The sequence below is a fragment of the Aeromonas rivipollensis genome, from assembly GCF_010974825.1.
Lineage (GTDB): Bacteria > Pseudomonadota > Gammaproteobacteria > Enterobacterales > Aeromonadaceae > Aeromonas > Aeromonas rivipollensis.
The window spans coordinates 12,545-33,926 of record NZ_JAAILA010000006.1 but is presented as its reverse complement, the minus strand read 5'-3'; the positions used below and the strand labels follow the sequence as shown (position 1 = coordinate 33,926).

Annotated in this window: 19 protein-coding genes; 10 read left to right on the top strand and 9 right to left on the bottom strand. The window is 61.6% G+C overall.

The genetic code is table 11. The features are described 5' to 3' along the window. Positions 1–4 precede the first annotated feature (4 nt). Positions 5–1,984, bottom strand: a complete 1,980-nt coding sequence (locus tag G4923_RS03565) for a methyl-accepting chemotaxis protein (protein ID WP_163135524.1) — start codon at positions 1,982–1,984, stop codon at positions 5–7. 200 nt (positions 1,985–2,184) lie between these two features. Further along, positions 2,185–2,796, bottom strand: coding sequence for an OmpW family outer membrane protein (locus tag G4923_RS03560; protein ID WP_025328553.1), 612 nt, complete (start codon positions 2,794–2,796; stop codon positions 2,185–2,187). Between the two features lie 324 nt (positions 2,797–3,120). On the opposite strand from G4923_RS03560, the gene G4923_RS21345 reads away from it, so the two are divergent. Beyond that, entirely contained in the window at positions 3,121–3,246 is a 126-nt protein-coding gene (locus tag G4923_RS21345; RefSeq protein WP_005328766.1) for a hypothetical protein, read from the top strand. Between the two features lie 167 nt (positions 3,247–3,413). Here the strand turns inward: G4923_RS21345 and uvrA are convergent, their stop codons facing one another. Both uvrA and G4923_RS03550 read right to left on the bottom strand, forming a co-directional pair. Then, a complete protein-coding gene (uvrA, locus tag G4923_RS03555; RefSeq protein WP_163135523.1) occupies positions 3,414–6,242 on the bottom strand; it encodes an excinuclease ABC subunit UvrA in 2,829 nt (942 codons plus the stop codon). Positions 6,243–6,337: 95 nt separating this feature from the next. After that, positions 6,338–6,976: a LuxR C-terminal-related transcriptional regulator gene (locus G4923_RS03550; protein WP_162472085.1), complete on the bottom strand. Its 639-nt coding sequence runs from the start codon at positions 6,974–6,976 to the stop codon at positions 6,338–6,340. A 518-nt stretch (positions 6,977–7,494) separates the two neighbouring features. On the opposite strand from G4923_RS03550, the gene G4923_RS03545 reads away from it, so the two are divergent. After that, the gene (locus G4923_RS03545; protein ID WP_139744800.1) at positions 7,495–8,070 is read left to right on the top strand and encodes a single-stranded DNA-binding protein; all 576 of its coding nucleotides are present in this window, start codon (positions 7,495–7,497) and stop codon (positions 8,068–8,070) included. A 157-nt stretch (positions 8,071–8,227) separates the two neighbouring features. Continuing rightward, positions 8,228–8,998, top strand: a complete 771-nt coding sequence (locus G4923_RS03540; RefSeq protein ID WP_163135522.1) for a substrate-binding periplasmic protein — start codon at positions 8,228–8,230, stop codon at positions 8,996–8,998. Between the two features lie 48 nt (positions 8,999–9,046). On the opposite strand, the gene G4923_RS21340 is transcribed toward G4923_RS03540, so the two are convergent. Continuing rightward, positions 9,047–9,169: a hypothetical protein gene (locus tag G4923_RS21340; RefSeq protein WP_080675244.1), complete on the bottom strand. Its 123-nt coding sequence runs from the start codon at positions 9,167–9,169 to the stop codon at positions 9,047–9,049. Between the two features lie 351 nt (positions 9,170–9,520). On the opposite strand from G4923_RS21340, the gene yjbD reads away from it, so the two are divergent. The 3 genes from yjbD (at position 9,521) to G4923_RS03525 (ending at position 12,674) form a co-directional block, all read left to right on the top strand. Continuing rightward, positions 9,521–9,805 (top strand): DUF3811 domain-containing protein, encoded by a 285-nt coding sequence (yjbD, locus tag G4923_RS03535; protein WP_162519186.1) that lies wholly within the window; start codon positions 9,521–9,523, stop codon positions 9,803–9,805. Between the two features lie 393 nt (positions 9,806–10,198). Next, entirely contained in the window at positions 10,199–10,411 is a 213-nt protein-coding gene (cspE, locus tag G4923_RS03530) for a transcription antiterminator/RNA stability regulator CspE (protein WP_025328559.1), read from the top strand. Positions 10,412–10,718: 307 nt separating this feature from the next. Further along, positions 10,719–12,674, top strand: coding sequence for a ligand-gated channel protein (locus G4923_RS03525; protein ID WP_163135521.1), 1,956 nt, complete (start codon positions 10,719–10,721; stop codon positions 12,672–12,674). 71 nt (positions 12,675–12,745) lie between these two features. Here the strand turns inward: G4923_RS03525 and G4923_RS03520 are convergent, their stop codons facing one another. Next, positions 12,746–14,131, bottom strand: a complete 1,386-nt coding sequence (locus G4923_RS03520; protein ID WP_041204391.1) for an ATP-binding protein — start codon at positions 14,129–14,131, stop codon at positions 12,746–12,748. Positions 14,132–14,138: 7 nt separating this feature from the next. After that, positions 14,139–14,861: a response regulator gene (locus G4923_RS03515; RefSeq protein ID WP_163135539.1), complete on the bottom strand. Its 723-nt coding sequence runs from the start codon at positions 14,859–14,861 to the stop codon at positions 14,139–14,141. 200 nt (positions 14,862–15,061) lie between these two features. On the opposite strand from G4923_RS03515, the gene G4923_RS03510 reads away from it, so the two are divergent. Beyond that, entirely contained in the window at positions 15,062–15,418 is a 357-nt protein-coding gene (locus G4923_RS03510) for a hypothetical protein (protein WP_106885609.1), read from the top strand. A gap of 272 nt (positions 15,419–15,690) precedes the next feature. Continuing rightward, a complete protein-coding gene (locus tag G4923_RS03505; RefSeq protein ID WP_163135520.1) occupies positions 15,691–17,685 on the top strand; it encodes a methyl-accepting chemotaxis protein in 1,995 nt (664 codons plus the stop codon). A 62-nt stretch (positions 17,686–17,747) separates the two neighbouring features. Here G4923_RS03505 and G4923_RS03500 read toward each other — a convergent pair whose 3' ends face one another. Both G4923_RS03500 and G4923_RS03495 read right to left on the bottom strand, forming a co-directional pair. Then, positions 17,748–18,167 carry a hypothetical protein gene (locus tag G4923_RS03500; RefSeq protein ID WP_106885607.1) on the bottom strand — a complete coding sequence of 140 codons (420 nt, stop codon included), beginning with the start codon at positions 18,165–18,167 and terminating at the stop codon, positions 17,748–17,750. Between the two features lie 147 nt (positions 18,168–18,314). Beyond that, positions 18,315–19,316: a sensor domain-containing diguanylate cyclase gene (locus G4923_RS03495; RefSeq protein ID WP_163135519.1), complete on the bottom strand. Its 1,002-nt coding sequence runs from the start codon at positions 19,314–19,316 to the stop codon at positions 18,315–18,317. Positions 19,317–19,715: 399 nt separating this feature from the next. Between G4923_RS03495 and glnK the strand changes: the two genes are divergently transcribed. Both glnK and G4923_RS03485 read left to right on the top strand, forming a co-directional pair. Further along, positions 19,716–20,054, top strand: a complete 339-nt coding sequence (gene glnK, locus G4923_RS03490) for a P-II family nitrogen regulator (protein WP_025328566.1) — start codon at positions 19,716–19,718, stop codon at positions 20,052–20,054. Positions 20,055–20,079: 25 nt separating this feature from the next. Continuing rightward, positions 20,080–21,321: an ammonium transporter gene (locus G4923_RS03485; RefSeq protein ID WP_163135518.1), complete on the top strand. Its 1,242-nt coding sequence runs from the start codon at positions 20,080–20,082 to the stop codon at positions 21,319–21,321. Positions 21,322–21,382: the final 61 nt, after the last annotated feature.

Sequence of the window (21,382 nt, the reverse complement as noted above, 5' to 3'; positions counted from 1 at the left end):
CCTCCTACACCTTGAAATGAGCGATCAATTGCTGCTGCTTGGCGACCAGTTCCGCCAGCACTTCACTGCTGCCTGCCGATTCACGGGCCTCCCGTTCGGTCTCGTAGGCCACGTCCGCAATGCCGGCGATATGACGGGCCACCCCCTGACTGACCGAGATCTGCTCCTGGGCCGCATGGGCGACCTGATCCGCCATCGACTTGATGGCACTCATCCGCTCGGCAATGGATTGCAGCGCCTGATCCATGGCCCGGGTCTGCGACACGCAACCCTGGGTCTGCTCCTGGCTGCGGGCCATCACCTCCACCACATGCTTGCTGGAGCTCTGCAGGTTCTCGATCATGGCCTGGATCTCCTCGGTCGAGGTCTGGGTCCGGTTCGCCAGTGCCCTCACCTCGTCCGCCACCACGGCAAAGCCTCGGCCGGCATCACCGGCCCGTGCCGCTTCGATGGCCGCATTCAGTGCCAGCAAGTTGGTCTGCTCGGCAATGCTGCGGATCACATCCAGAATGCTGCCGATGTTGTTGCTGAATTCCCCCAGCTTGTGGGTGATACCGACCGCCTCCTCCATGGCGCCCGCCAGCTGTTCGGTGATCTGACGCGTGGTCGCCACCTGCTTGCGACCGGCGCGTGCCTCCTCGTCGGCCAGATCCACTTCGCGCTTGGTACCATCGGTGGAGCGGGCCACCTCGGTGGCGCTCACTTCCAGCTCAGTGATGGCGGCGGCGACCTGGTCGGTCTGGCTCTTCTGATCCTGTACCCTCGACATGGCGCGCTCGCTGATCTCGGCGGCGCGGCTCGCCTCCTCCACCAGATGGCGGGAGCCGGCGTTGATCTGGGAGAGCAGCTCCCCCGTCTTGTCCGCCAGGGTGTTGATGGAGCGGGTCAGGCTGCCGAATTCACAGCGGCTCTGGTAGTCGATGCGCCGGGTCATGTCCCCGGTGGCCATGCGATCCAGTGCCCGATCGATCAGCTGCAACGGGCGCTGTATGCTGCGCGCCGTGGTGTAACCGATGATGAGCGCGGCGGCGGCGGAGATGGCGGAGACGATCAGGATCCAGAAGCTGGCACTGCTGACGGCGTCATCGGCACCGATCCGGCTCTGGCTGGCGATGCTGCCCGCCGACTTGCCCATCTCGTCCAGCAGCGCCAGGCTGTTGACCAGGCTGATATCGAGCTGCTGATTCAAGGTTTGCAGCGATGCCGCAAGCTGCTGGGCATGGCGCATGGTGGCCAGCAGCCCCTGCGGGCCGAGCGCCAGCTCCTGCATCCTGTCCAGATTGACGACGAAACGCTGCCTCACATCATCGGGCACCAGCACCCGCTCGAGCCGCTTGCGCGCCATCTCTATATCCTTGGCGAGCACCTTCTCCAGTTCATTGAGATCTGTCTTGGCGTCGGCCCGACGGATGTTCTTCAGATCCCGGGCTATGCCGGAGGTGATGAGTTCGGCCTTGTTGCGCATGGATCGCTTGCTGGCGGTCTGCTGCAACAGCAGATCGGCGGCCCACTGATAGGTATCTTCCAGCCGGATAAAGGCCAGCTCCAGCTCATGACGCCGATCGAGGGCGGCTATCCACTGGCCATGCTGGCTCAGCACCTGATCCGCCAGACCGTAGAACTCCCGGGTGGCCCCATCTACCTGACGAAAGCGCTCGCCCGCCTCGGCCACGTCGTTGAAACGGGCCATCTCCTGGCTCTGGGCCAGGAAGCGCGCCTGCTGCGCCTTGAACTGGCTGGCAAGCTGTGGCAACTGGGTGGCATCTTCGCTGGTCCTGTAGGTCAGCACCCAGCGGTTGCTGTCCTGAAGGGCGCCCTTAAGCCCGGCGACGGCGATCACCAGGGGAGTGGCACGATCCGATACCTGGGAGAGCCCCTCATTGATTCCCCGGATCTTCAGAATACTGATGAAGCCCAGCAGAACCAGCAGCAGCAACATCAGCACAAATCCGGCGATGATCCGCTGCACGATAGATAAACCCATGGAGACATCCTCACTCGTTGGGAAATAAAGGGGTGAACGCAGAGGCTATCGGCAAGTTGAGGCAATGGAAGAGCAATAAGTGATGCCATGGGGGGCCGGATCACGGTTATTTCCCCGAGCCGGACAGAAAAGGGCCCGAACAGAGCCGGGCCAAAGAGACATGCTTGGTTGTCATGGCCTTGTGGCGGCCAACCTTGTCATCAGAAGCGGTAGCCGACGCCGAACATGAAAGCAACCGGATCGATGGAGGTATTGATGGTGCCCACTGCGGTGTGCACGTCGGTGTCGATGTCGATGAGCCAGGCGGAGGCGTTAACGAACCAGCGGTCGTTGATCGCCATGTCCAGGCCTACCTGACCCGCCAGCCCCCAGGAGGAGTCAACGCTCACATCCGTGCCCGCCAGGGCACCACGGCCCTCTTCATCGAAGAAGGTGGTGTAGTTGATGCCGGCACCGACATAGGGACGCACCTTGCTGTTGGCGTCCCCGAAGTAGTACTGCGCCATCAGGGTCGGCGGCAGGTGCTTGACCTTGGCGACCTCACCCAGCCCCGGGGTCGACACCGAGTGGGAGAAAGGCGTCGCCGCCAGCAACTCGACGCCCCAGTTGTCCGTCAGCATGTAGGAGAGGGTCAACCCCAGCTGCATATTGCTGTCGATATCCAGTTCGCCGGTGCCCAGAACGTCGTCACTGCTGGTCTGGGGGGAGACGAAGGCCAGGCCGCCACGCACCAGGATGTCACCGGCCTGATGGGCCATGGCGGCGGGGGAAGCAAAAGCGGCTGCGATCAGGAGAGGAAGCACTTTTTTCATCACATAATTCCTTTTTGTTTTCTTTCTATGTTGTAAGCCCGAAAACTATAAAAGGATGTGAATGGACGGTTATTGATTTAGCTCAATAGTTATCAAGAAATAGATGGATGTACACAGCAGCTTCAGATAGCCAAAAAACTGACAAATAACACCTGAAAATCATTTAAATACAGCCAGTTGAAATATAAATACGCAATGACATCCGATTTAAAATAGCAACCAAATACACCTTAAGAGTGCCCATATTCCCATTTCTCTGTTGTTTAATGATGCCGGCCAGCGTATTTTATTAAAGCAATGTAGCCATGCTGTAATTTAATCTTTATGAAACCACAAACACGCAAAGACAAAATCATCGGCATCCTGGCAGCCATCTGGGGCATAGGCTCCTTCCTGTTTATCCTGCTCGGTTTTCTGTTCGCCCTCGCCTTCCTGATGCTGGCCCACTGACACCTCATAGTCACCGCCCGGTGACGGGCTTGCCCTGCCCGACCCAATGCCGTATTCAGTCAGTCTCAGTGTCTGCGCCCGCCGCCGAGGCGGATCCCAATGCCCCTCCATCTCCGGCGATCGCCCACAAAAAAGGGGCCAAGGCCCCTTGTCTGTCTGACTTGCCCTTACTTGTTCAGCAAGGGGGCCAGGAAGCGCGCCGTGTGCGACTCCTTGCAACGGCTCATCTCCTCCGGCGTGCCGGTCACCAGGATGCGGCCACCACCGGCGCCCCCTTCCGGTCCCAGATCAACGATCCAGTCGGCGGTTTTGATGACGTCCAGGTTGTGCTCGATGATGACTATAGTGTTGCCCCGATCCCGCAGCTGGTGCAGCACCTTGAGCAGTTGCTGGATGTCGTGGAAGTGCAGACCCGTGGTCGGCTCGTCCAGGATGTAGAGGGTCTGGCCGGTGTCGCGCTTGGAGAGCTCCCGCGCCAGCTTGACCCGCTGCGCCTCGCCCCCCGACAGGGTAGTGGCCGACTGGCCGAGCCGGATATAGGAGAGGCCCACGTCCATCAGGGTTTGCAGCTTGCGCGCCACCGCAGGAACGGGGTCGAAGAATTCGCGGGCATCTTCCACCGTCATCTCGAGGATCTCGTGGATGTTCTTGCCCTTGTACTTCACCTCCAGGGTCTCGCGGTTGTAGCGCTTGCCCTTGCAGACGTCGCACGGCACGTAGACATCCGGCAGGAAGTGCATCTCCACCTTGATGACGCCATCCCCCTGGCACGCCTCGCAGCGCCCCCCCTTGACGTTGAAGGAGAAGCGACCCGGCAGGTAGCCGCGGGAACGCGCCTCCTGGGTGCCGGAGAGCAGCTCGCGGATCGGGGTGAACAGACCTGTATAGGTGGCCGGGTTGGAGCGCGGGGTACGGCCTATGGGGCTCTGATCGATATCCACCACCTTGTCCAGGTGCTCCAGCCCTTCCACCTCGCGATAGGGCGCCGGGGTGGACTCGGTCGCCTTGTTCAGCTCCCGGTGGGCGATGCGGAACAGGGTGTCGTTGATCAGGGTCGACTTGCCTGAGCCTGAGACCCCGGTGACGCAGGTCATCACCCCTATGGGCAGATCCAGGTTGACGTTACGCAGGTTGTTGCCGCTCGCCCCCTTGAGTTTCAACCACTTGCCGGTGAGCGGCGTGCGTTCATCAGGAATGGCGATCTGCTTGCGGCCGGAGAGGTAGTCACCGGTCAGCGAGGCGGGGTTGGCGATGATCTCTTCCGGCGTGCCCTGCGCGACGATTGAGCCGCCATGGACGCCGGCCCCGGGGCCTATGTCGAGCACATGGTCGGCGAGGCGGATGGCGTCCTCGTCGTGCTCCACCACTATGACGGTATTGCCCAGATCGCGCAGGTGGGTCAGGGTCTTGAGCAGCCGCTCGTTGTCCCGCTGGTGCAGGCCGATGGAAGGCTCATCCAGCACATACATCACCCCCACCAGACCGGCGCCAATCTGGCTCGCCAGCCGGATCCGCTGCGCCTCGCCGCCGGAGAGGGTCTCGGCGCTGCGCGACAGGCTCAAGTAATTGAGGCCCACGTTCACCAAGAAGCCGAGCCGCTCGACTATCTCTTTGAGGATCTTCTCGGCAATCTGGGCGCGCTGGCCGCTCAGGTTCAGCCCCTCGAAGAAGGCGAGCGCATCACCGATGGATTGCTCGGCGATGGCCGGCAGATTGCGGTTGTCCACGAAGACGTGGCGCGCCTCTTCCCGCAGCCGGCTGCCACCGCAGCTGGTGCAGGACTTGTTGGCGATGTACTTGGAGAGCTCTTCCCGCACCGAGTTGGACTCGGTTTCCCGGTAGCGGCGCTCCATGTTGTGCAGTATTCCCTCGAACGGGTGCTTGCGCACCACCACATCGCCGCGGTCGTTCATGTAGCGGAACTCGATCTCGGTGCGGCCGGAGCCGCGCAGGATCACCTCCTGGGTCTTGACCGGCAGATCTTCCCAGGGCGCCTCCAGATCGAACTTGTAGTGCTCGGAGAGGGATTTCAGCATCTGGAAGTAATAGAAGCTGCGCTTGTCCCAACCCCGGATGGCGCCACCGGCCAGGCTCTGGCTCGGATCGTGGATCAGCTTGGCGGGATCGAAGTACTGCTGCACCCCCAGGCCGTCGCAGGTGGGGCAGGCCCCGGCCGGGTTATTGAAGGAGAAGATGCGCGGCTCCAGCTCCGACATGGAGTAGCCACACTCCGGGCAGGCGAAGTTGGCGGAGAAGATCAGGGGGGCAACGCCCTCCTCCTCGTCCATGGGAGCCACCAGAACTATGCCGCCGGAGAGGGTCAGAGCCGTCTCGAAGGATTCGGCGAGGCGCAGTGCCAGGTCATCCCGCACCTTGAATCTGTCCACCACCACTTCGATGGTGTGCTTCTTGTGCAGCTCCAGCGAGGGAGGATCGGAGAGATCGCACACCTCCCCATCGATGCGGGCGCGGATATAGCCCTGGGCCGCCAGGTTCTCCAGCAGCTTGCTGTGCTCCCCCTTGCGATTGCGCACAACGGGCGCCAACAGCATCAGCTTGGTGCCTTCGGGCTGGGCCAGCACCTGATCCACCATCTGGCTGATGGTCTGGGCGGCGAGCGGGATGGCGTGGGTCGGGCAGCGGGGTTCACCGACCCGGGCAAACAGCAGGCGCAGGTAGTCGTAAATTTCGGTGATGGTGCCGACGGTCGAGCGCGGGTTATGGGAGGTGGACTTCTGCTCGATGGAGATGGCAGGCGACAGCCCCTCGATATGGTCCACGTCCGGCTTCTCCATCAGGGAGAGGAACTGGCGGGCATAGGCGGAGAGAGACTCCACATAGCGGCGCTGGCCTTCGGCATAGAGGGTATCGAACGCCAGGGAGGACTTGCCGGAGCCTGACAGGCCGGTGACCACGATCAGCTTGTCGCGGGGCAGAGTCAGGTTGATGTTTTTGAGGTTGTGGGTGCGGGCACCCCGGATCACGATTTTTTCCATCTTGTTGCGCGCTCGATACGGGAACCAGAGCGGGCCAGTATGGCATAGAGACTACTGGATGAATAGACAGGCTTTTATCATCCCATCCCCGGCTCTCAGAGATACTCCTTGGCCCAGCTCACCGCCTGCAGGCGGTTCTTGACGTTCAACTTCTTGAACACGTTATAGAGGTGGGACTTGATGGTGTGTTCGCTCACGAACAGGCTGTCGGCGATCTCGGTATTGGAGGCCCCCGTCATCAGGTGGCGGACGATCTCCTGCTCACGGGCCGTCAGCAACGTCTGGTTGCGCAGGGGCTGGCCGCTCCCCTTGCGGTAGTAATCCACCAGATCGCACAGCAGATGGCGCGGGATCCAGTACTCCCCCTGCAACACCTTGCGGATGCCGATCACCAGCCGATCCAGGTTGTCCTGGCGGAAGAAGAGCCCGCTGGTATGGGGCCACATCAGCAGCAGCTCCCTGTCCGTGCTGGTCGGGGCGTTGAGCAACACAGCACTGGCCTCGCCGAAGCGGCTGCAGATGGCCTTGCTCCAATCCGCCTGCTGAGCCGACTTCAGATAGTCCAGATCGATCAGCAGCAGCGTCTGGGCAGAGGTTTCGGCGGGTTCGGGCAGGGCCTCTATCTCCCCCACCAGCAAGATGGACAAGCCAAGCTGTTCGCTGAGGTGACGCTGGAAACTGCTGGCTTGTGCATTATTTTCGGTGATCAGCACTAAGGGGTATTCGGGCGTCATCAAGAGAACTTCCTTGCACATTCGAGTCGGGGCTTTTCGGCAAGGAAGAGTACCAATCCCCCTCCTGGCTGCAGCATTAAAAAAGTATTAGACGCCGCTGTGATTCTTTTGAAGCTCAGCAATTTTCCAACCAATACAAATGACTAGCACACCCCCCCCATTTGGGGGGTTAAGTAGTGCCGACCAGCACCATAGCAGGCCTTGGCCGTCGATGCAGCACTCTGCCCCGCCGCCCCCTTGCTGGTGGGGCCATACCTCGGGTAAGTTACTCGAACTCCAGCGGCGGGGTTTGGTGCTCGCCGGGACAGGAAGGTGTGCGCTCATCTCCGCCAACTGGTATTATTGCGGGCAAACGCTGCGGCGGATGGCCGATAAACGCGTCGGTTGAATCTGGCACAGCCGTGACATGCGTGAAGATGAGGTCCATCCGTGGCGCGCATCTCATTGCAAACAAACGACATATTGAATGGGACCAGGCATTTGGCCTGGCCGGTATACATAAGGGTGGAAGAGAGATTATGGCCAGTCGAGGCATCAACAAAGTCATTCTGATCGGTAACCTGGGGCAAGACCCGGAAGTGCGCTACATGCCGAGCGGCGGTGCCGTGACTAACATCACCCTGGCCACCTCCGACACCTGGCGCGACAAGCAGACCGGTGAGCAGAAAGAGCGTACCGAGTGGCACCGTGTGGTCTTCATGGGCAAGCTGGCCGAAGTGGCGGGCGAGTACCTGAAGAAGGGTTCCCAGGTCTATGTCGAAGGCAAGCTGCAGACCCGCAAGTGGCAGGATCAGGGTGGCCAGGAGCGTTACACCACAGAGGTGCTGGTCGACAGCTTCACCGGCGTGATGCAGATGCTGGGTGGCCGTCCGCAAGGCGGCGCCGGCCAGGGCATGGGCGGTCAACAGTCCCAGGGCAACTGGGGCCAGCCGCAACAGGCCGCCCCCCAGCAAGCGATGCAGCGCCCGGCCGCAGCCCCGCAGCAGAATATGCAGCCACAGGGTGGTTACAGTCGTCCGGCCCAGCAGCCGCAGTCTGCACCGCCGGTTTACAACGAACCGCCGATGGATTTCGACGACGATATCCCGTTCTAAATCGACACCCAGGCCCTGATGACTCAGGGCCTTTTTGTCTGTTTCTGACGCATTCATCCCCTCCCTCATCATGTTGTTGCGACGATCCGCACCTTACCCTCTCCCTCGCCCTGACTTGTGGCTATTCTCGGGACGAGTCACTTCCCCGAGAACCTGCATGAATCACCTTGGTCGCCTGCTGTGCCTCATCTTGCTGGTGTTTGCCGCCCCTCTGATCGCCGAGCCGCTGCGAGTGGGGGTGAGCTTCGCCATCCCTCCTTATGTAATCACGCACGAGGATCGCGGCATCGAGCTCGATCTCATGCGCGAGGCGTTCGCCGGCAGCGGTCATGAGCCCGAGTTCATCTATTTGCCTCTGGAGCGGACCTTCCGCATGCTGGAGGAAGGCAAGCTGGATGCCATCATCAACGTCAGACCCGGCATGCTGAGCCGCGCCCACCTCTCCCAGGCGGTGATCACCTTTCACAACCGGGTCTTTACCCTCGACAAGACGGCGTTTAACACCATGGGGGATCTGCAGACGCTACGAGTCAGCGCCTTCCAGCGGGCCAGGCAGATCCTGGGAAAAGAGTTCGCAGGAATAGTCGATCAGAACCCCCACTACGAGGAGGTGGCGAGGCAGGAGGGGCAGGTTCAGAAGTTGTTGCTGGGACGCACGGATGCCGTGATCCTGGAGCAGAGGATATTCTACTACTACATGGCACAACTGCTCGGGCAAGCAGAGGGCGGCGAGCGCTATCAAGCCGATCGGATCCGACAGCATGATCTCTTCCCCCCCACCCGGTACCACTTCGCCTTTCGCCAGGCGGCGCGGCAGCAGTGGTTCGATCGCCAGTTGAGCAAGATGAAGGAAGATGGCCGCTATGAGCAGATCTTTGCCGACTATGGCACGGCCTCATCCGACAGAAACATAAAAGCCAGCCCATGACGGACTGGCTTGATACTGGCTCCAGAGGAACAACAGTGTAGTGGAGCGTTACTTCATCGCGCCGCCATTTTTCAGATCAGCTTTCTGACGTTTGGCCTCGCGCTTCTCTTTCAGTGACATCTGCGGTTTTTTCTTGGCATCTTTGCCGTGATGCTGTTCTTTGTTGCTCATCATCAGACTCCAAAAATGTTACCAGGACAGTTGGAATCAAGATTCCAGCATGCCATCCGAATCATAGATTACAGTACGCTAGCAGTGACGATCGAGGATCGCACTGGCACCAGCATACCCCCAGCCTCCACCGGGATCCAGCCTCGCCGGACAACGGCGCCACACAGGGTACGGACCTCGTCATCCACGCCCCGACAATCTGGGACAAACCGCCGCAACCGGCTTGTATCTGGGCGAAAACCGGCAGGAAAACGCACTCAACTTGCCCTTTTGGGGTCAAGAGGACGATTACATAAGAGTCGGCCCCCGGAGTGTGTTAGGGTGAACCATCACCTGCCGCAGGAGTGCGCCATGAAAAAGCTGGAAATGAAAGATCTTACCGAGGCCGAAAAAGCCGAGATCACCCTGTTGTTGCAGAAGGCCCAGGCCCATGCCGATCACACCCTGACCAATGGGGAACGTAACAAGATCCGTGAGGAAGGGCGCCTGAAAATCGCCGAGGATCGCGCCAAGGCAGCCAAGGCGGCCTCCGCACTGGCGCGGGAGAAGGCCAAGGAGCGAGCCAAGAATCAGGTGCTGCCCGAGACCTTCAACTGGGCGGACTCCGTCAGCAACAAGTACCGCAGCAAGCGATAATTTCTGTCTCCCATGTCCGGATGCTTGTGCTGCCACCCGGACATGGACCTGCATACTTCCCTTTTTCATACCGGAAATTGTTAGATAACCTTCTGGTATAAAACGATTTTATCAAGATAACACGCTACCACCTCCTCGCCTGGCAGGAATTAATACCAAGATAAAGATTGCCATGGCGGAGTGAGCGTGTTCTAATCGATTTCGATGGTTCGGTAGTTCAGACCTGATTATGTTAGGCAGTCATTTTAAAGCAGTGATTTGTGCATAGAGTTGTCCCAGATGATTCTCGCCAAATAATTCTCCTTCTTTAGTGCTCCCCATACGTATTGCTGACGAAAAATCATGGATTGCTACACACGTAGCGTTTCAACATCACTATTCAAGGAAATTATTATGTCTAACAAAATGACTGGTACCGTAAAGTTCTTCAACGCTGAGAAAGGTTTTGGCTTCATCTCCCCGGCTGACGGTGGCAAAGACGTGTTCGTACACTTCTCCGCTATCCAGTCCACCAGCTTCAAAACCCTGGACGAAGGTCAGCGCGTTGAGTTCACCATCGAGCAAGGCCAGAAAGGCCCGGCTGCTGCCAACGTAGTTGGTCTGTAATTCAAGCCAGGAAGCCTTTTCGTCAATCGGAAAGTCCTTCTGCAAGAATTGAAAAAACCCGCCTCGGCGGGTTTTTTGTTATCTGTATTCCCGTAATTACCTCTCTCCCCTGCCAAAACTGCCCCCTCTTACCGAACAAAATACAAATGATAACCAATATCAATTGCATTTGATTCTTATTTGCCTAGAATGCCTGCCGACAAATGTCATCCATTTGAGGCTCAGCTCCGCCGTCCCAGTGCGACACCAAGATCCCGGGACACTAAAGCGGGTTGAGAAACTTTCCTTCCAAGGAGTTCAGGTTTTCATGACTAACATCCCCATTACCCCTCTCGCCACCCTGATCGTCGCCGCACTGGCCAGCCAGGCCCACGCCAGCCAGAACGAAGTCATGGTGATCACCGCCTCGGGTTTCCAGCAGAAGCTCGAAGACTCTGCCGCCTCCATCTCGGTCGTGACCCGGGAACAGCTGGAGAAGCGCGCCTACCGTGACGTGACCGACGCCCTGAAAGACGTGCCCGGGGTGGTGATCACCGGGGGTGGCAGCAGCAGCGACATCAGCATCCGCGGCATGGGAGCCAAGTACACGCTGATGCTGGTGGACGGCAAGCGGGTCGACAGCCGTGGCACCCGCCCCAACAGCGACGGCCCCGGCATAGAGCAGGGCTGGTTGCCACCGTTGCAAGCCATAGAGCGGATCGAGGTGGTGCGTGGCCCCATGTCCTCCCGCTACGGCTCGGACGCCATGGGAGGCGTCATCAACGTCATCACCCGCAAGAGCACCAGCATGACGGCATGGCAGGGGTCAGTGCATGCCGACAGCACCTTCCAGGAGAACAAAGCCTCAGGTGATCTCTTCCAGAGCGATGCCTACACCGCCGGCGCCCTGGTGGACGGGCTGCTGGGGATGCGCCTGAACGGCCAACTCTCCTATCGCGGCGAGGATCAGTTCGAGAACGGCTTCGCCGAGCAGGAGATGCGCAGCGGCACCGCCGTGTTCAGCCTGACCCCGGACGAGCACAACAGCTTCGACTTCGAGGTGAGCCGCGGCCTGCAGGACAGGGATCGCACGCCGGGTGAGTCCATTTCGGCCAAGGCCAAACCTAACCTGAGCACCTACGAGCGCACCAACTACGCCATCACCCACGACGGCCGCTACGACTTCGGCTCCTCCACCAGCTATCTGCAACGGGAAGAGAGTACCAACCCGGGTCGGAAGATGAAGATGATCAACACCATAGCCGACACCCATACCCAGATCGTCCTGGGGGATCACTACCTCAGTGTCGGCGGCCAGTACCGCTACGAGGATCTGCAGGATCAGGGCAACCAGCTGAATGTGGCCAACCGCGCCGACCAGCTGACCCGCTGGAGCTGGGCCCTGTTCGTGGAGGACGAGTGGGCCCTGACCGACAGCTTCGCCCTCACCGGCGGCGTGCGCATGGACAGGGATCAGAACTACGGCAGCCACTGGAGCCCGCGTCTCTACGGGGTCTGGCACCCCGCCGAGTTCTGGACCCTGAAGGGCGGCGTCTCCACCGGCTACCGCTCCCCCGATCTGCGCATGTCAGCGGCCAACTGGGGTCAGGCCACCGGCGGCGGCACCCAGGATGGCATGCTGGTCGGCAGCCCGGCCCTACAGCCGGAGAAGAGCGTCAGTGAGGAAATCGCCCTGCTGTGGGATGGCAGGCAGGGGCTCAACGCCGGGCTGACCCTGTTCAATACCGACTTCAAGGACAAGATTGCCGAGACCCGTCGTTGCACCAGCAAGCAGGATCCCGCCTGCACCCTGAACGGTCACACCTATGACTTCATCAGCGATCGCATCAACGTCGACGAGGCCAACATGCGCGGAGTGGAAGGCACGGCCAACTGGGCCATCAACCAGCAGTGGTCCCTGGCTTCCAGCTACACCTTCACCCAGTCCGAGCAGAAGAGCGGTCCCATGGCTGGCCTGGCACTGAACCAGATGCCGCGCCACATGTTCAACACCACTGTCGACTGGCAGACCAGCGAGGCGGTCGGCCTCTGGTCCAGGGTCAACTTCCGCAGCAAGACCTCGGACTACCTGAGCCGGGTCAAGATGGCCGAGGGCACCCCCTCCTACACCTTCTTCGACACCGGCCTGGTCTACAAGGCCAATCAGGCGCTGAGCGTCACCGCCGGCATCTACAACCTGCTGGACAAGAGGGTGGAGTACGCCAGCTATGGCACAGTGCTGGATGGACGCCGCTACAACCTGGGGCTGACCTACCAGTTCTGATCCTCTCGGGTGCGAGAGATGAAAAGGCCCGCCGAGTGCGGGCCTTTTCATGGGCGACGGAATAGGAACTGTCAGCGCGGCAGGCTGATCCTGGCCTCCAGGCCGCCCTCGGCACGGTTGTGCAGGGTCAACTCGCCGCCGTGCTGATGCACCAGGGTACGGGCGATGGCTAGCCCCAGCCCCACGCTGCCCGACTCCGTATTGCGGGCCTCGTCGAGACGCACGAAGGGTTTGAACACCTCCTCCAGCTGGCCCTCGGCTATGCCAGGCCCCCGATCGCAGACCAGGATCAGCAGCTCGGATTCGGTTCGCTCCAGCGACACCTCGGCCCCGCCCGCGTACTTGATGGCATTGCCGATGAGGTTTTGCAGCACCCGGCGCAGGGTATTGGCGCGGCAGGCATAGACCTGCTTGCCCTGTGCCAGGCAGATGACGGGCTGACCGGTATCCGCATAGTCATCGCACAGGCTCTCCAGCAGGCTGACCAGATCCAGCTCCCGGGTCGCCTCCTGCTGCCCCTCCTCCCGGGCGAAGCTCAGGGTCGCCGCCAGCATCTGCTCCATCTGTTGCAGGGTCTGCTGGAATCGCTCCTTGTCCTCGCCGTCTGCCAGAAACTCGCTGCGCAGCCGCAGGCTGGTAATGGGGGTGCGCAGGTCATGGGAGATGGCGGCCAGCATCCGGGTCCTGTCCTGCACGAAGCGATCGAGCCGGGTGTGCATGCGGTTGAAGGCCTGGATGGATTCGCGGATCTCGGTGGGCCCCTCCTCGCGCAGGGGCTCTATGTCCTCCCCGCGCCCCAGCCTGTCGGCATTGGCGGCCAGCTGCTTGAGGGGCAGGGTCGCCCGGCGGAACAGCCAGATCATCAGGCCTATCACCAGGCTCGCCACCAGCAGCAGGTTGAGGGTGGTCTGCCAGGACCAGCTCACCGCCTCCTTGTCCACCAGGGAGCTGAACTGCAGCCAGCCCCCGTTGGGCAGCTGGATGGAGCCATAGAGCCGCATGTCCTGGGGCGGCGGCATGCCGTTGCGATCCTTCATCATGCGGTTGTGGTGCTGCCAGGCCCGGCTGCGCTGTATGTCCTGCTTCAGCTCGGCGCTGATCTCCACCGACAGGGACGACGGATACCCGAGCTTGGCTCGTACCAGCTTCTCGAAGCGGGGGCTGCGGTTGTCCGGTTGCAGCGGCTCGTCGGCCAGGCGCAGCAGCAGGGTCTCGCTGCGGCTCGCCTTGAGGATCTCGTGATAGAGGGAGGGGGGCGAGAGAGAGAGCAGCCGCACCACAGAGATGATCCGCTGCATGGCGTTGCGGCTGTTGACGTAGCCGAGCGCCTCCTCCCGATCCGAGCGGTAGATCTGGATGCTGAGCAGCTGGATCAACACCAGTCCCGCCAGGGCCACCAGCACTATCTGGCCGGTCAGCCCCTTGGGCAGCAGCCTGGCGAAGAAGCCCTTGATCATGCCGGCCTCACTCCTGGGTCACGTCGGCGGCGAACAGGTAACCGCCGCCCCAGATGGTCTTGATGAGCTCGGGATTCTTGGGATCCCGCTCCAGCTTGCGGCGCAGCCGGCTCACTAGCGTATCTATGGCGCGATCGAAGGCGACCGCCTCCCGGCCACGGGCCAGATCCAGCAACTGATCCCGGCTCAGCACCCGCTGGGGCCGCTCCAGAAACACCTTGAGCAGATCGAACTCGGCGGTGGAGAGGCTCATCCCCACCCCCTCCTCGTCCACCAGCTCGCGGCGATTGATGTCGAGCAGCCAGCGATCGAAGCGCAGATCCCGGGTCAGGGCCTCGGGGACGGGCTGGCTCTCCACCTGGGTGCGGCGCATCACCGCCTTGATGCGGGCCAGCAGCTCGCGCGGGTTGAACGGCTTGGCGAGGTAGTCATCGGCCCCCATCTCCAGGCCGATGATGCGGTCCGTCTCCTCCCCCATGGCGGTGAGCATGATGATGGGCAGACGGGACTTCACCCTGAGCTCGCGACACAGAGTCAGGCCATCCTCCCCCGGCATCATCAGATCCAGCACCAGCAGATCGAACTCTCGCTCGTCCAGCAGCCGCTTCATCTCCTTGCCATCCCGGGCACAGCTGACGCGCATGCCGTGTTGTTCCAGAAAGCGCTTGAGCAGATCGCGGATCTCGCTGTGATCGTCGACCACCAGAATATGAGGGCTGCCTTGGTTCATCATTGTCTCTCCCGTTATCGAGCTGGGGCGATTATACGAGAATCAATCGGGCGGGTTGTGTCAAAGTGTGCCAGAGCGCCAAGATGCCACACTCTGCTACAAAATAGGCTTCAACTGGCAAAATTCAGACACTTCCACGGTGTTTACTGGATACCAAGGCGAAAGAGCCTCTACCCGTATTCATCCGACAGGAGTTACCCATGAAAAAGCTGACCAAGACCCTGCTGACCGCCACCCTGATCCTCGGCCTGCCGCTGGGCGCCTATGCCGCCAGCGAGGCTGTCTCCACCGCCCAGCCGACCCAAGCCACGGCGGCCGGTTGCCCCATGGACGGTTCCGGCATGATGGGCGGCAAGCACCACGGCGGTCGCCACGACAAGATGGCCCGCATGAAGAACATGACCCCGGAGCAGATCCAGGCTCACCTGCAACAGCGCTACGACAAGATTGAAGATCCGGCCAAGAAGGCCGAGTTCGTGAAAAACCTCGGCCTGCGTGCCGACGGCATGATCAAGCACGCAGAAGTGATGAAGCAGTTCGCAGAAGCAAATCAGTAAGTCGAGGCGATGAAGCCGTTCGCAGAAGCGAACCAGTAAGTCGAAGTAAACCAGCAAGCAAGATAACGACAGGGTGGCCATGGCCACCCTGTTTTTTTCGTGTCCGCTCAACAGCACTGTCCTTAGGCTGACGCCGCCATGGCGCCACTTTTCTGCCTCCCTGCACCGGGATATGTGAGCGATAACAAACGTTTTATTTTCGAAATGGCTAATAATGGCGGCTCAAATAACAGGATCGGGCAAGGCCCCGGCCACAGTGGACAGGAGTCGTTATGGGATGGAATCTGGGCACAATCAAGGGGCGTTATACCGCCGTCTTCCTGGGGTTCATGGCGCTGGTGTGCGCCCTGACGGTGATCGGCATCCAGCTCTGGATCAAGCCGGCGCTGCAGAAGGCCGGTGAGCAGAATGTGGCGCTGCGGGTCAGCGAGATAGCCACCGACATCCGCGACCAGCTCAACGGGGTGCAGAGCCAGTCCCGCAGCATCACCCAGCTGGTGGCCCAGCTGCCGAGCGAGCAGATCGACGCCCTGCTGCCCGCCCTCATCGATCAATACGGCAACGCCATGGTCTTCGGCGGCGGCATCTGGCCCCTGCCGGAGAAACGCGAGGCGGGCCGCGCCAAGTTCAGCACCTTCTATCACAGGGACGCGGCCAACGCCCTCATCCCCAACACCTACTGGAACTCGGCCGAGGCGCCGAACTACTTCGAGCAACCCTGGCACAAGGCGGGTCAGCAGGCTCCCCGCGGCATGTGCGTCTGGGCCGCCGCCTACAAGGATGGCGCCAGCCAGCAGCCGAGAACCAACTGCGCCATGGGGATCTACCGGGACGGCGCCCTGTACGGGGTGTCGACCATAGACGTGACCCTGGGGTTCTTCAACGAGCTGGTGGCCAGGAAGGAGCAGGAGATCGGCGGCCAGGTGATGATAGTCGAGGCTGACGGCAAGATCCTGAGCAAGAATGCCCGCCTCGGCGGCGATGTGGTGCTCGGCAATCTCTCCGCCCATGCCGACTACCCCTTCGCCGGTGCCATCGCCGGCCTGCTCGGCCAGGACGCGAGCAAGGGCTTGCTGCGCACAACCTTCCAGGATCAGGGGGAGGAGCAGACCCTGCTGATGGAGGCCATCGAAGGCACTCCCTGGCTGCTCGCCACCGCCCTGCCGACCCGCACCCTGACCCAGGACAGCCGGGACGTGCTCGCCACTTTGGCCGCGATCCAGCTGCCCCTGGTGGGACTGCTGTTCGTGCTCATGGTGCTGGCCATCAGCCAGCTCGGCAGCCGGCTGCAAACCCTCAAGCTCAACATAGATGCCCTCAGCGCCGGCGATGCGGACCTGACGGCCCGCATCCAGGTGAAGGGTCATGACGAGCTGGACAACATAGCCCTGTCGGTGAACCGCTTCATCGCCTACCTGCAGCAGATGATGGTGCAGGTGACGGACGCCACCGACCTCATCACCCGGGAGCTGGCACAGCTCGATCAGCAGACGGGTCAGGCCCGACGGATCCTGGGGGAACACGCCAGCGAGACGGATCAGGTGGTCACCGCCCTCACCGAGCTCAGCTCCACCGCCGACAGCGTGGCCCAGCACGCCAGCGACTCGGCAAGCTTCACCGAGGCCGCCAATGGCCAGGCCGCCAACTCGCGCAAGGTGGTGGGCTCGGCCTCCACCAGCGTGGTGGCCCTGATCGACGAGGTGGATCTCGCCGCCGCCAAGGTGTTGGAGATGCAGGAGGATGCCAAGCAGATCGGCAGCGTGCTCGGGGTGATAGGCGGCATCGCCGCCCAGACCAACCTGCTGGCACTCAACGCCGCCATAGAGGCGGCCCGGGCCGGGGAGCAGGGACGTGGCTTCGCCGTGGTGGCCGACGAGGTGCGCGCCCTGGCGGCCCGCACCCAGAACAGCACAGCCGAGGTGGGCAGCATGCTGTCGCGCCTCACCCAGGGGGTGGCCGAGGCAGTGGTCGCCATGGAGCAGACCAAGCGCAGCTGCCAGGCCGCAGCCGACACCACGGGTCAGGTCACCGGTGGGCTCGACAGCATGGCCGACTCTGTGGTGCAGATCCACGATCTCAGCAGCCAGATCGCCACCGCCGCCGAGGAGCAGAGCCGGGTGACCGAGGAGATCAACCGCAACATGGTGAGCATTCGCGACATGCTGAACCTGCTGGTGCAAAACGGCAGCCAGACCGAGCAGAGTGCAGCGTCACTGCTCGGCTCCAACCGCCAGCTGCTGGCCCTGGTGCGCCGCTTCAAGGTGTGATGGCGAACGCCAGCCAGCAAAAAGGGGCCCGCGGGCCCCTTTTTCATGCACGTCGTTCAGACTCAGGCCTTGGCTTTGTCGGCCAGGTTCAGGGTTTTGACGGTTTCGCCTTCAAACTTGATGACGACGCTCTTCTGAGCGGCTTCGGTATCCTTGAACAGGGTCTTGGAGGTCTCTGCCAGCATGGGAGATACCTTGTTCAGGGCGCTCAGGTCATAGGTCCACACTTCCAGACCGGCTTCGGTCTTGGTGCTGGCCGGGGCGCCCAGCTTGTCCTTGATGGCCTGCTTGTTGGAGCCGCCTTCCTTGATATCCAGGGCCGTTTTGATCGCTTCGTTGGAGGCGCTGTCCACGGCAGTACCGGCCATCTCTTTGGCGGTGCTGGTGACGCTGCTGGTCACGGAATCGGTCAGGGAATCCATCAGGCCGGCGTGGGCAACCAGGGGCAGGGCGGTCAGGGCAATCAGAAGGCACTTTTTCATTAAGATACATCTCACAGGAATGAAAGAGCGCGCATCAGACCAGTGAGCTCGATTGGAGTCAAGATGATCCCAAGGTCAAGCCGCATTCGGGGGGGAAGAGGGACTAGAGGCTGGACAGGGCGGCCGGGGACGGATAGCGCCCCCCCCCTAGCCAGAGAGCTGATCCTTGCCCGCCAGCTTGGCCCGGTAGAGTGCCCTGTCCACCCTCGCCATCAACTGGTTCAGGGGCTCGTCCGGCATGGACTCCACCAGACCGAAACTCAGGGTGATGGGCTCCACCCCCTTGACCCTGGCATAGCCCAGTCGCTGTCGCAGCTTTTCGGCCACCACATGGGCCTCCGCCAGACGGGTGTTGGGCAGCACCAGCATGAATTCGTCGCCCCCCCAGCGGGCCAGCAGATCGATCTCGCGGATGGAGCCGCGGGTCAGGCGCACTATGTCGATCAGGGTCTGATCCCCCACCCCGTGGCCGTGGCGATCGTTGATCTGCTTGAAGTCGTCCACGTCCATGGCGATCACGGCGAAGGGCTCCTTGAAGCGCCGGGCGCGCTCATACTCCAGCCGGACGGCCTGCTCCAGCCGATAGCGGCTGGCGGCCCCGGTCAGGGAGTCCGTCTCCGCCAGGCGGCGGTTCTCCTCCACCTGATGCTGGAGCGCCAGGTTGAGCCGCTCCAGCTCGGCGGTGCGCTCCGCCACCTGCTGCTCCAGGGAGCGATTGTGCAGCTCCAGCCGGGCGTAGAGCTCCCGCTGGGCATGAATGTCCCGGTGCGCCCCTATCATTCTGGCCACGGAGCCATCCGGGTTGCGCGCTATGATGCGGCCACAATCCTCTATCCAGATGAAGTCCCCGTTGCGGCAGCGACAGCGGTACTCGGCCCTGTAGTCTGTAGACTGGCCGCTCAGATAGGCATCGAAGCGGGCCATCACCCGCGCCAGATCGTCCGGGTGGATCAGGTTTTCCCAGGTGAATACCGTGTTGTCGAGGGTGTGCGGCTCATAGCCCAGCATCTGATACCAGCCCGGATTGCGATAGACGAAGCCGGTGTTGGCATTCCAGTCCCAGATCCCGTCGCTGATGACCTCCAGAATGCCGTGTACCGCGGCCTCATTGAGATCCTGGATCCTGATAGTGTCATTGTCCTGCAGCATGGAAACCATCCTTGTTCTGCTCCCCCGCGCCACTGCGGGTGACTCGAGTCCGGCGGTTGAACATCATTGAAAAATGCGGCCGCCTGCCGGGCTACCCGATGACGACTGCCTGCCTGCAATCCCTGTCATGACAAGGTTATCGGCCGCCCCCAGGCTCCCCTGAATAACAGTAGCAGCAGGGCCTGCCGCCAGTCTTGAGCGCCGTCACGGCTTCCCTCTTTTGTCTTCATCTCCCTTGCACCAGGGTGGTGCACCCCCTTGGCGCAGCCCTGCCCAAATGGGGCACCTCTCGTCACCCCCTCTGACTACCATGAAATAAATCATTGAATAAATAGGGAAAAATTCTTGGCGCAATATTTGCCTTTGTCTTGGTGAACCACCAAGGATTGGGGACATTGCATGAAGTTAATCACTGCCATCATCAAGCCGTTCAAACTCGATGACGTTCGCGAAGCCCTCGCCACCCTCGGCGTAGAGGGGCTGACGGTCTCCGAGGTCAAGGGGTTTGGCCGCCAGAAGGGGCACACCGAGCTCTATCGGGGCGCCGAATACCAGGTGGATTTCCTGCCCAAGGTGAAGCTGGAGATCGCCACCCAGGCCGACAACGTCGAGCCCATCATCGAAGCCATCAGCCAGGCCGCCCACACCGGCAAGATAGGTGACGGCAAGATCTTCGTCTGCGACCTGCTGGCCGCCGTGCGCATCCGCACCGGCGAGACAGACGCAGACGCCCTTTGATACGACTGGAACCGAGGAACACGACATGGAAGAGTTGATCACATCCGTCAGCGAGCTGCGCTATGCGCTCGATACCTTCTACCTGCTGATCTCCGGCGTGCTGGTCATGTGGATGGCCGCCGGGTTCGCCATGCTGGAGGCTGGCCTGGTCCGCGCCAAGAACACCACAGAGATCCTGACCAAGAATATCCTGCTCTACGCCATCGCCTGCGTCATGTACCTGCTGGTCGGCTACAACATCATGTACGTGGACAACGGCGCCGGCGGCTGGTTGCCGAGCTTTGGCAGCCTGATGGGCAGCCAGGCCGAGGATGCCGGCCACTCACTGCACGCCGACTTCTTCTTCCAGGTGGTCTTCGTGGCGACCGCCACCTCCATCATCTCGGGGGCGGTGGCCGAGCGGATGAAGCTCTGGTCCTTCCTGCTGTTCTGCGTGGTGATGACCGGCTTCATCTACCCCATAGAGGGCTACTGGAGCTGGGGTGGCGGCTTCCTGAAAGAGGCGGGCTTCTCCGACTTCGCGGGCTCCGGCATAGTCCACATGGCGGGCGCAGCCGCAGCCCTGGCCGCCGTGCTGCTGCTCGGCCCCCGTCGTGGCAAATATGGCAAGCAGGGGGAGATCCATCCCATCCCCGGCTCCAACCTGCCGCTCGCGACCCTGGGCACCCTGATCCTCTGGATGGGCTGGTTCGGCTTCAACGGCGGCTCCCAGCTGGCGCTCTCCAGCGCCGCTGACGCCACCGCCATCGGCACCGTCTTCGTCAACACCAATGCTGCCGCGGCCGCCGGTGTGGTCGGCGCCCTGCTGGTCAGCAAACTCACCTGGGGCAAGGCGGATCTCACCATGATCCTCAACGGTGCCCTCGGTGGTCTGGTCGCCATCACAGCCGATCCGGCCTCCCCCAGCCCGCTGTTCGCCAGCCTGATCGGCGCCCTGGCCGGAGCCCTGGTGGTCTACGCCATAGTCGCCTTCGATCGCCTGAAAATAGATGACCCGGTCGGCGCCATCTCGGTACACGGGGTCTGCGGCCTGTTCGGCCTGATGGTGGTGCCCTTCTCCAACGCAAGCGCCACCTTCGGCGCCCAGTTGCTGGGGGCCGCCACTATCTTCGGCTGGGTCTTTGCCGTCTCCCTCATCGTCTGGAGCCTGCTCAAGGCCACCATGGGCCTGAGGGTCAGCGAAGAGGAAGAGCTGCTGGGCGTGGATGTCCACGAGTGCGGCGTCGATGCCTATCCCGAGTTCGTCAGCATCAAATCCAGCAGCTGACACAGACTGCTGCTTGCGGGGCCCGGGGGACACCTCGGGCCCCGCTCTTTTTTGGGGTGCC

Excerpts from the sequence above, each read along its gene's own strand:
- G4923_RS03545 (WP_139744800.1), top strand. The coding sequence starts at position 7,495 with ATGGCCAGTCGAGGCATCAACAAAGTCATTCTGATCGGTAACCTGGGG.
- G4923_RS21340 (WP_080675244.1), bottom strand. The coding sequence starts at position 9,169 with ATGAGCAACAAAGAACAGCATCACGGCAAAGATGCCAAGAAAAAACCG.
- cspE (WP_025328559.1), top strand. The coding sequence starts at position 10,199 with ATGTCTAACAAAATGACTGGTACCGTAAAGTTCTTCAACGCTGAGAAA.
- G4923_RS03550 (WP_162472085.1), bottom strand. The coding sequence starts at position 6,976 with ATGACGCCCGAATACCCCTTAGTGCTGATCACCGAAAATAATGCACAA.
- G4923_RS03565 (WP_163135524.1), bottom strand. The coding sequence starts at position 1,984 with ATGGGTTTATCTATCGTGCAGCGGATCATCGCCGGATTTGTGCTGATG.
- G4923_RS03500 (WP_106885607.1), bottom strand. The coding sequence starts at position 18,167 with ATGAAAAAGTGCCTTCTGATTGCCCTGACCGCCCTGCCCCTGGTTGCC.
- G4923_RS03510 (WP_106885609.1), top strand. The coding sequence starts at position 15,062 with ATGAAAAAGCTGACCAAGACCCTGCTGACCGCCACCCTGATCCTCGGC.
- G4923_RS03495 (WP_163135519.1), bottom strand. The coding sequence starts at position 19,316 with ATGCTGCAGGACAATGACACTATCAGGATCCAGGATCTCAATGAGGCC.
- yjbD (WP_162519186.1), top strand. The coding sequence starts at position 9,521 with ATGAAAAAGCTGGAAATGAAAGATCTTACCGAGGCCGAAAAAGCCGAG.
- G4923_RS03525 (WP_163135521.1), top strand. The coding sequence starts at position 10,719 with ATGACTAACATCCCCATTACCCCTCTCGCCACCCTGATCGTCGCCGCA.
- G4923_RS03485 (WP_163135518.1), top strand. The coding sequence starts at position 20,080 with ATGGAAGAGTTGATCACATCCGTCAGCGAGCTGCGCTATGCGCTCGAT.
- G4923_RS03560 (WP_025328553.1), bottom strand. The coding sequence starts at position 2,796 with ATGAAAAAAGTGCTTCCTCTCCTGATCGCAGCCGCTTTTGCTTCCCCC.
- G4923_RS03540 (WP_163135522.1), top strand. The coding sequence starts at position 8,228 with ATGAATCACCTTGGTCGCCTGCTGTGCCTCATCTTGCTGGTGTTTGCC.
- glnK (WP_025328566.1), top strand. The coding sequence starts at position 19,716 with ATGAAGTTAATCACTGCCATCATCAAGCCGTTCAAACTCGATGACGTT.
- G4923_RS03505 (WP_163135520.1), top strand. The coding sequence starts at position 15,691 with ATGGGATGGAATCTGGGCACAATCAAGGGGCGTTATACCGCCGTCTTC.
- G4923_RS21345 (WP_005328766.1), top strand. The coding sequence starts at position 3,121 with ATGAAACCACAAACACGCAAAGACAAAATCATCGGCATCCTGGCAGCC.
- uvrA (WP_163135523.1), bottom strand. The coding sequence starts at position 6,242 with ATGGAAAAAATCGTGATCCGGGGTGCCCGCACCCACAACCTCAAAAAC.
- G4923_RS03515 (WP_163135539.1), bottom strand. The coding sequence starts at position 14,861 with ATGAACCAAGGCAGCCCTCATATTCTGGTGGTCGACGATCACAGCGAG.
- G4923_RS03520 (WP_041204391.1), bottom strand. The coding sequence starts at position 14,131 with ATGATCAAGGGCTTCTTCGCCAGGCTGCTGCCCAAGGGGCTGACCGGC.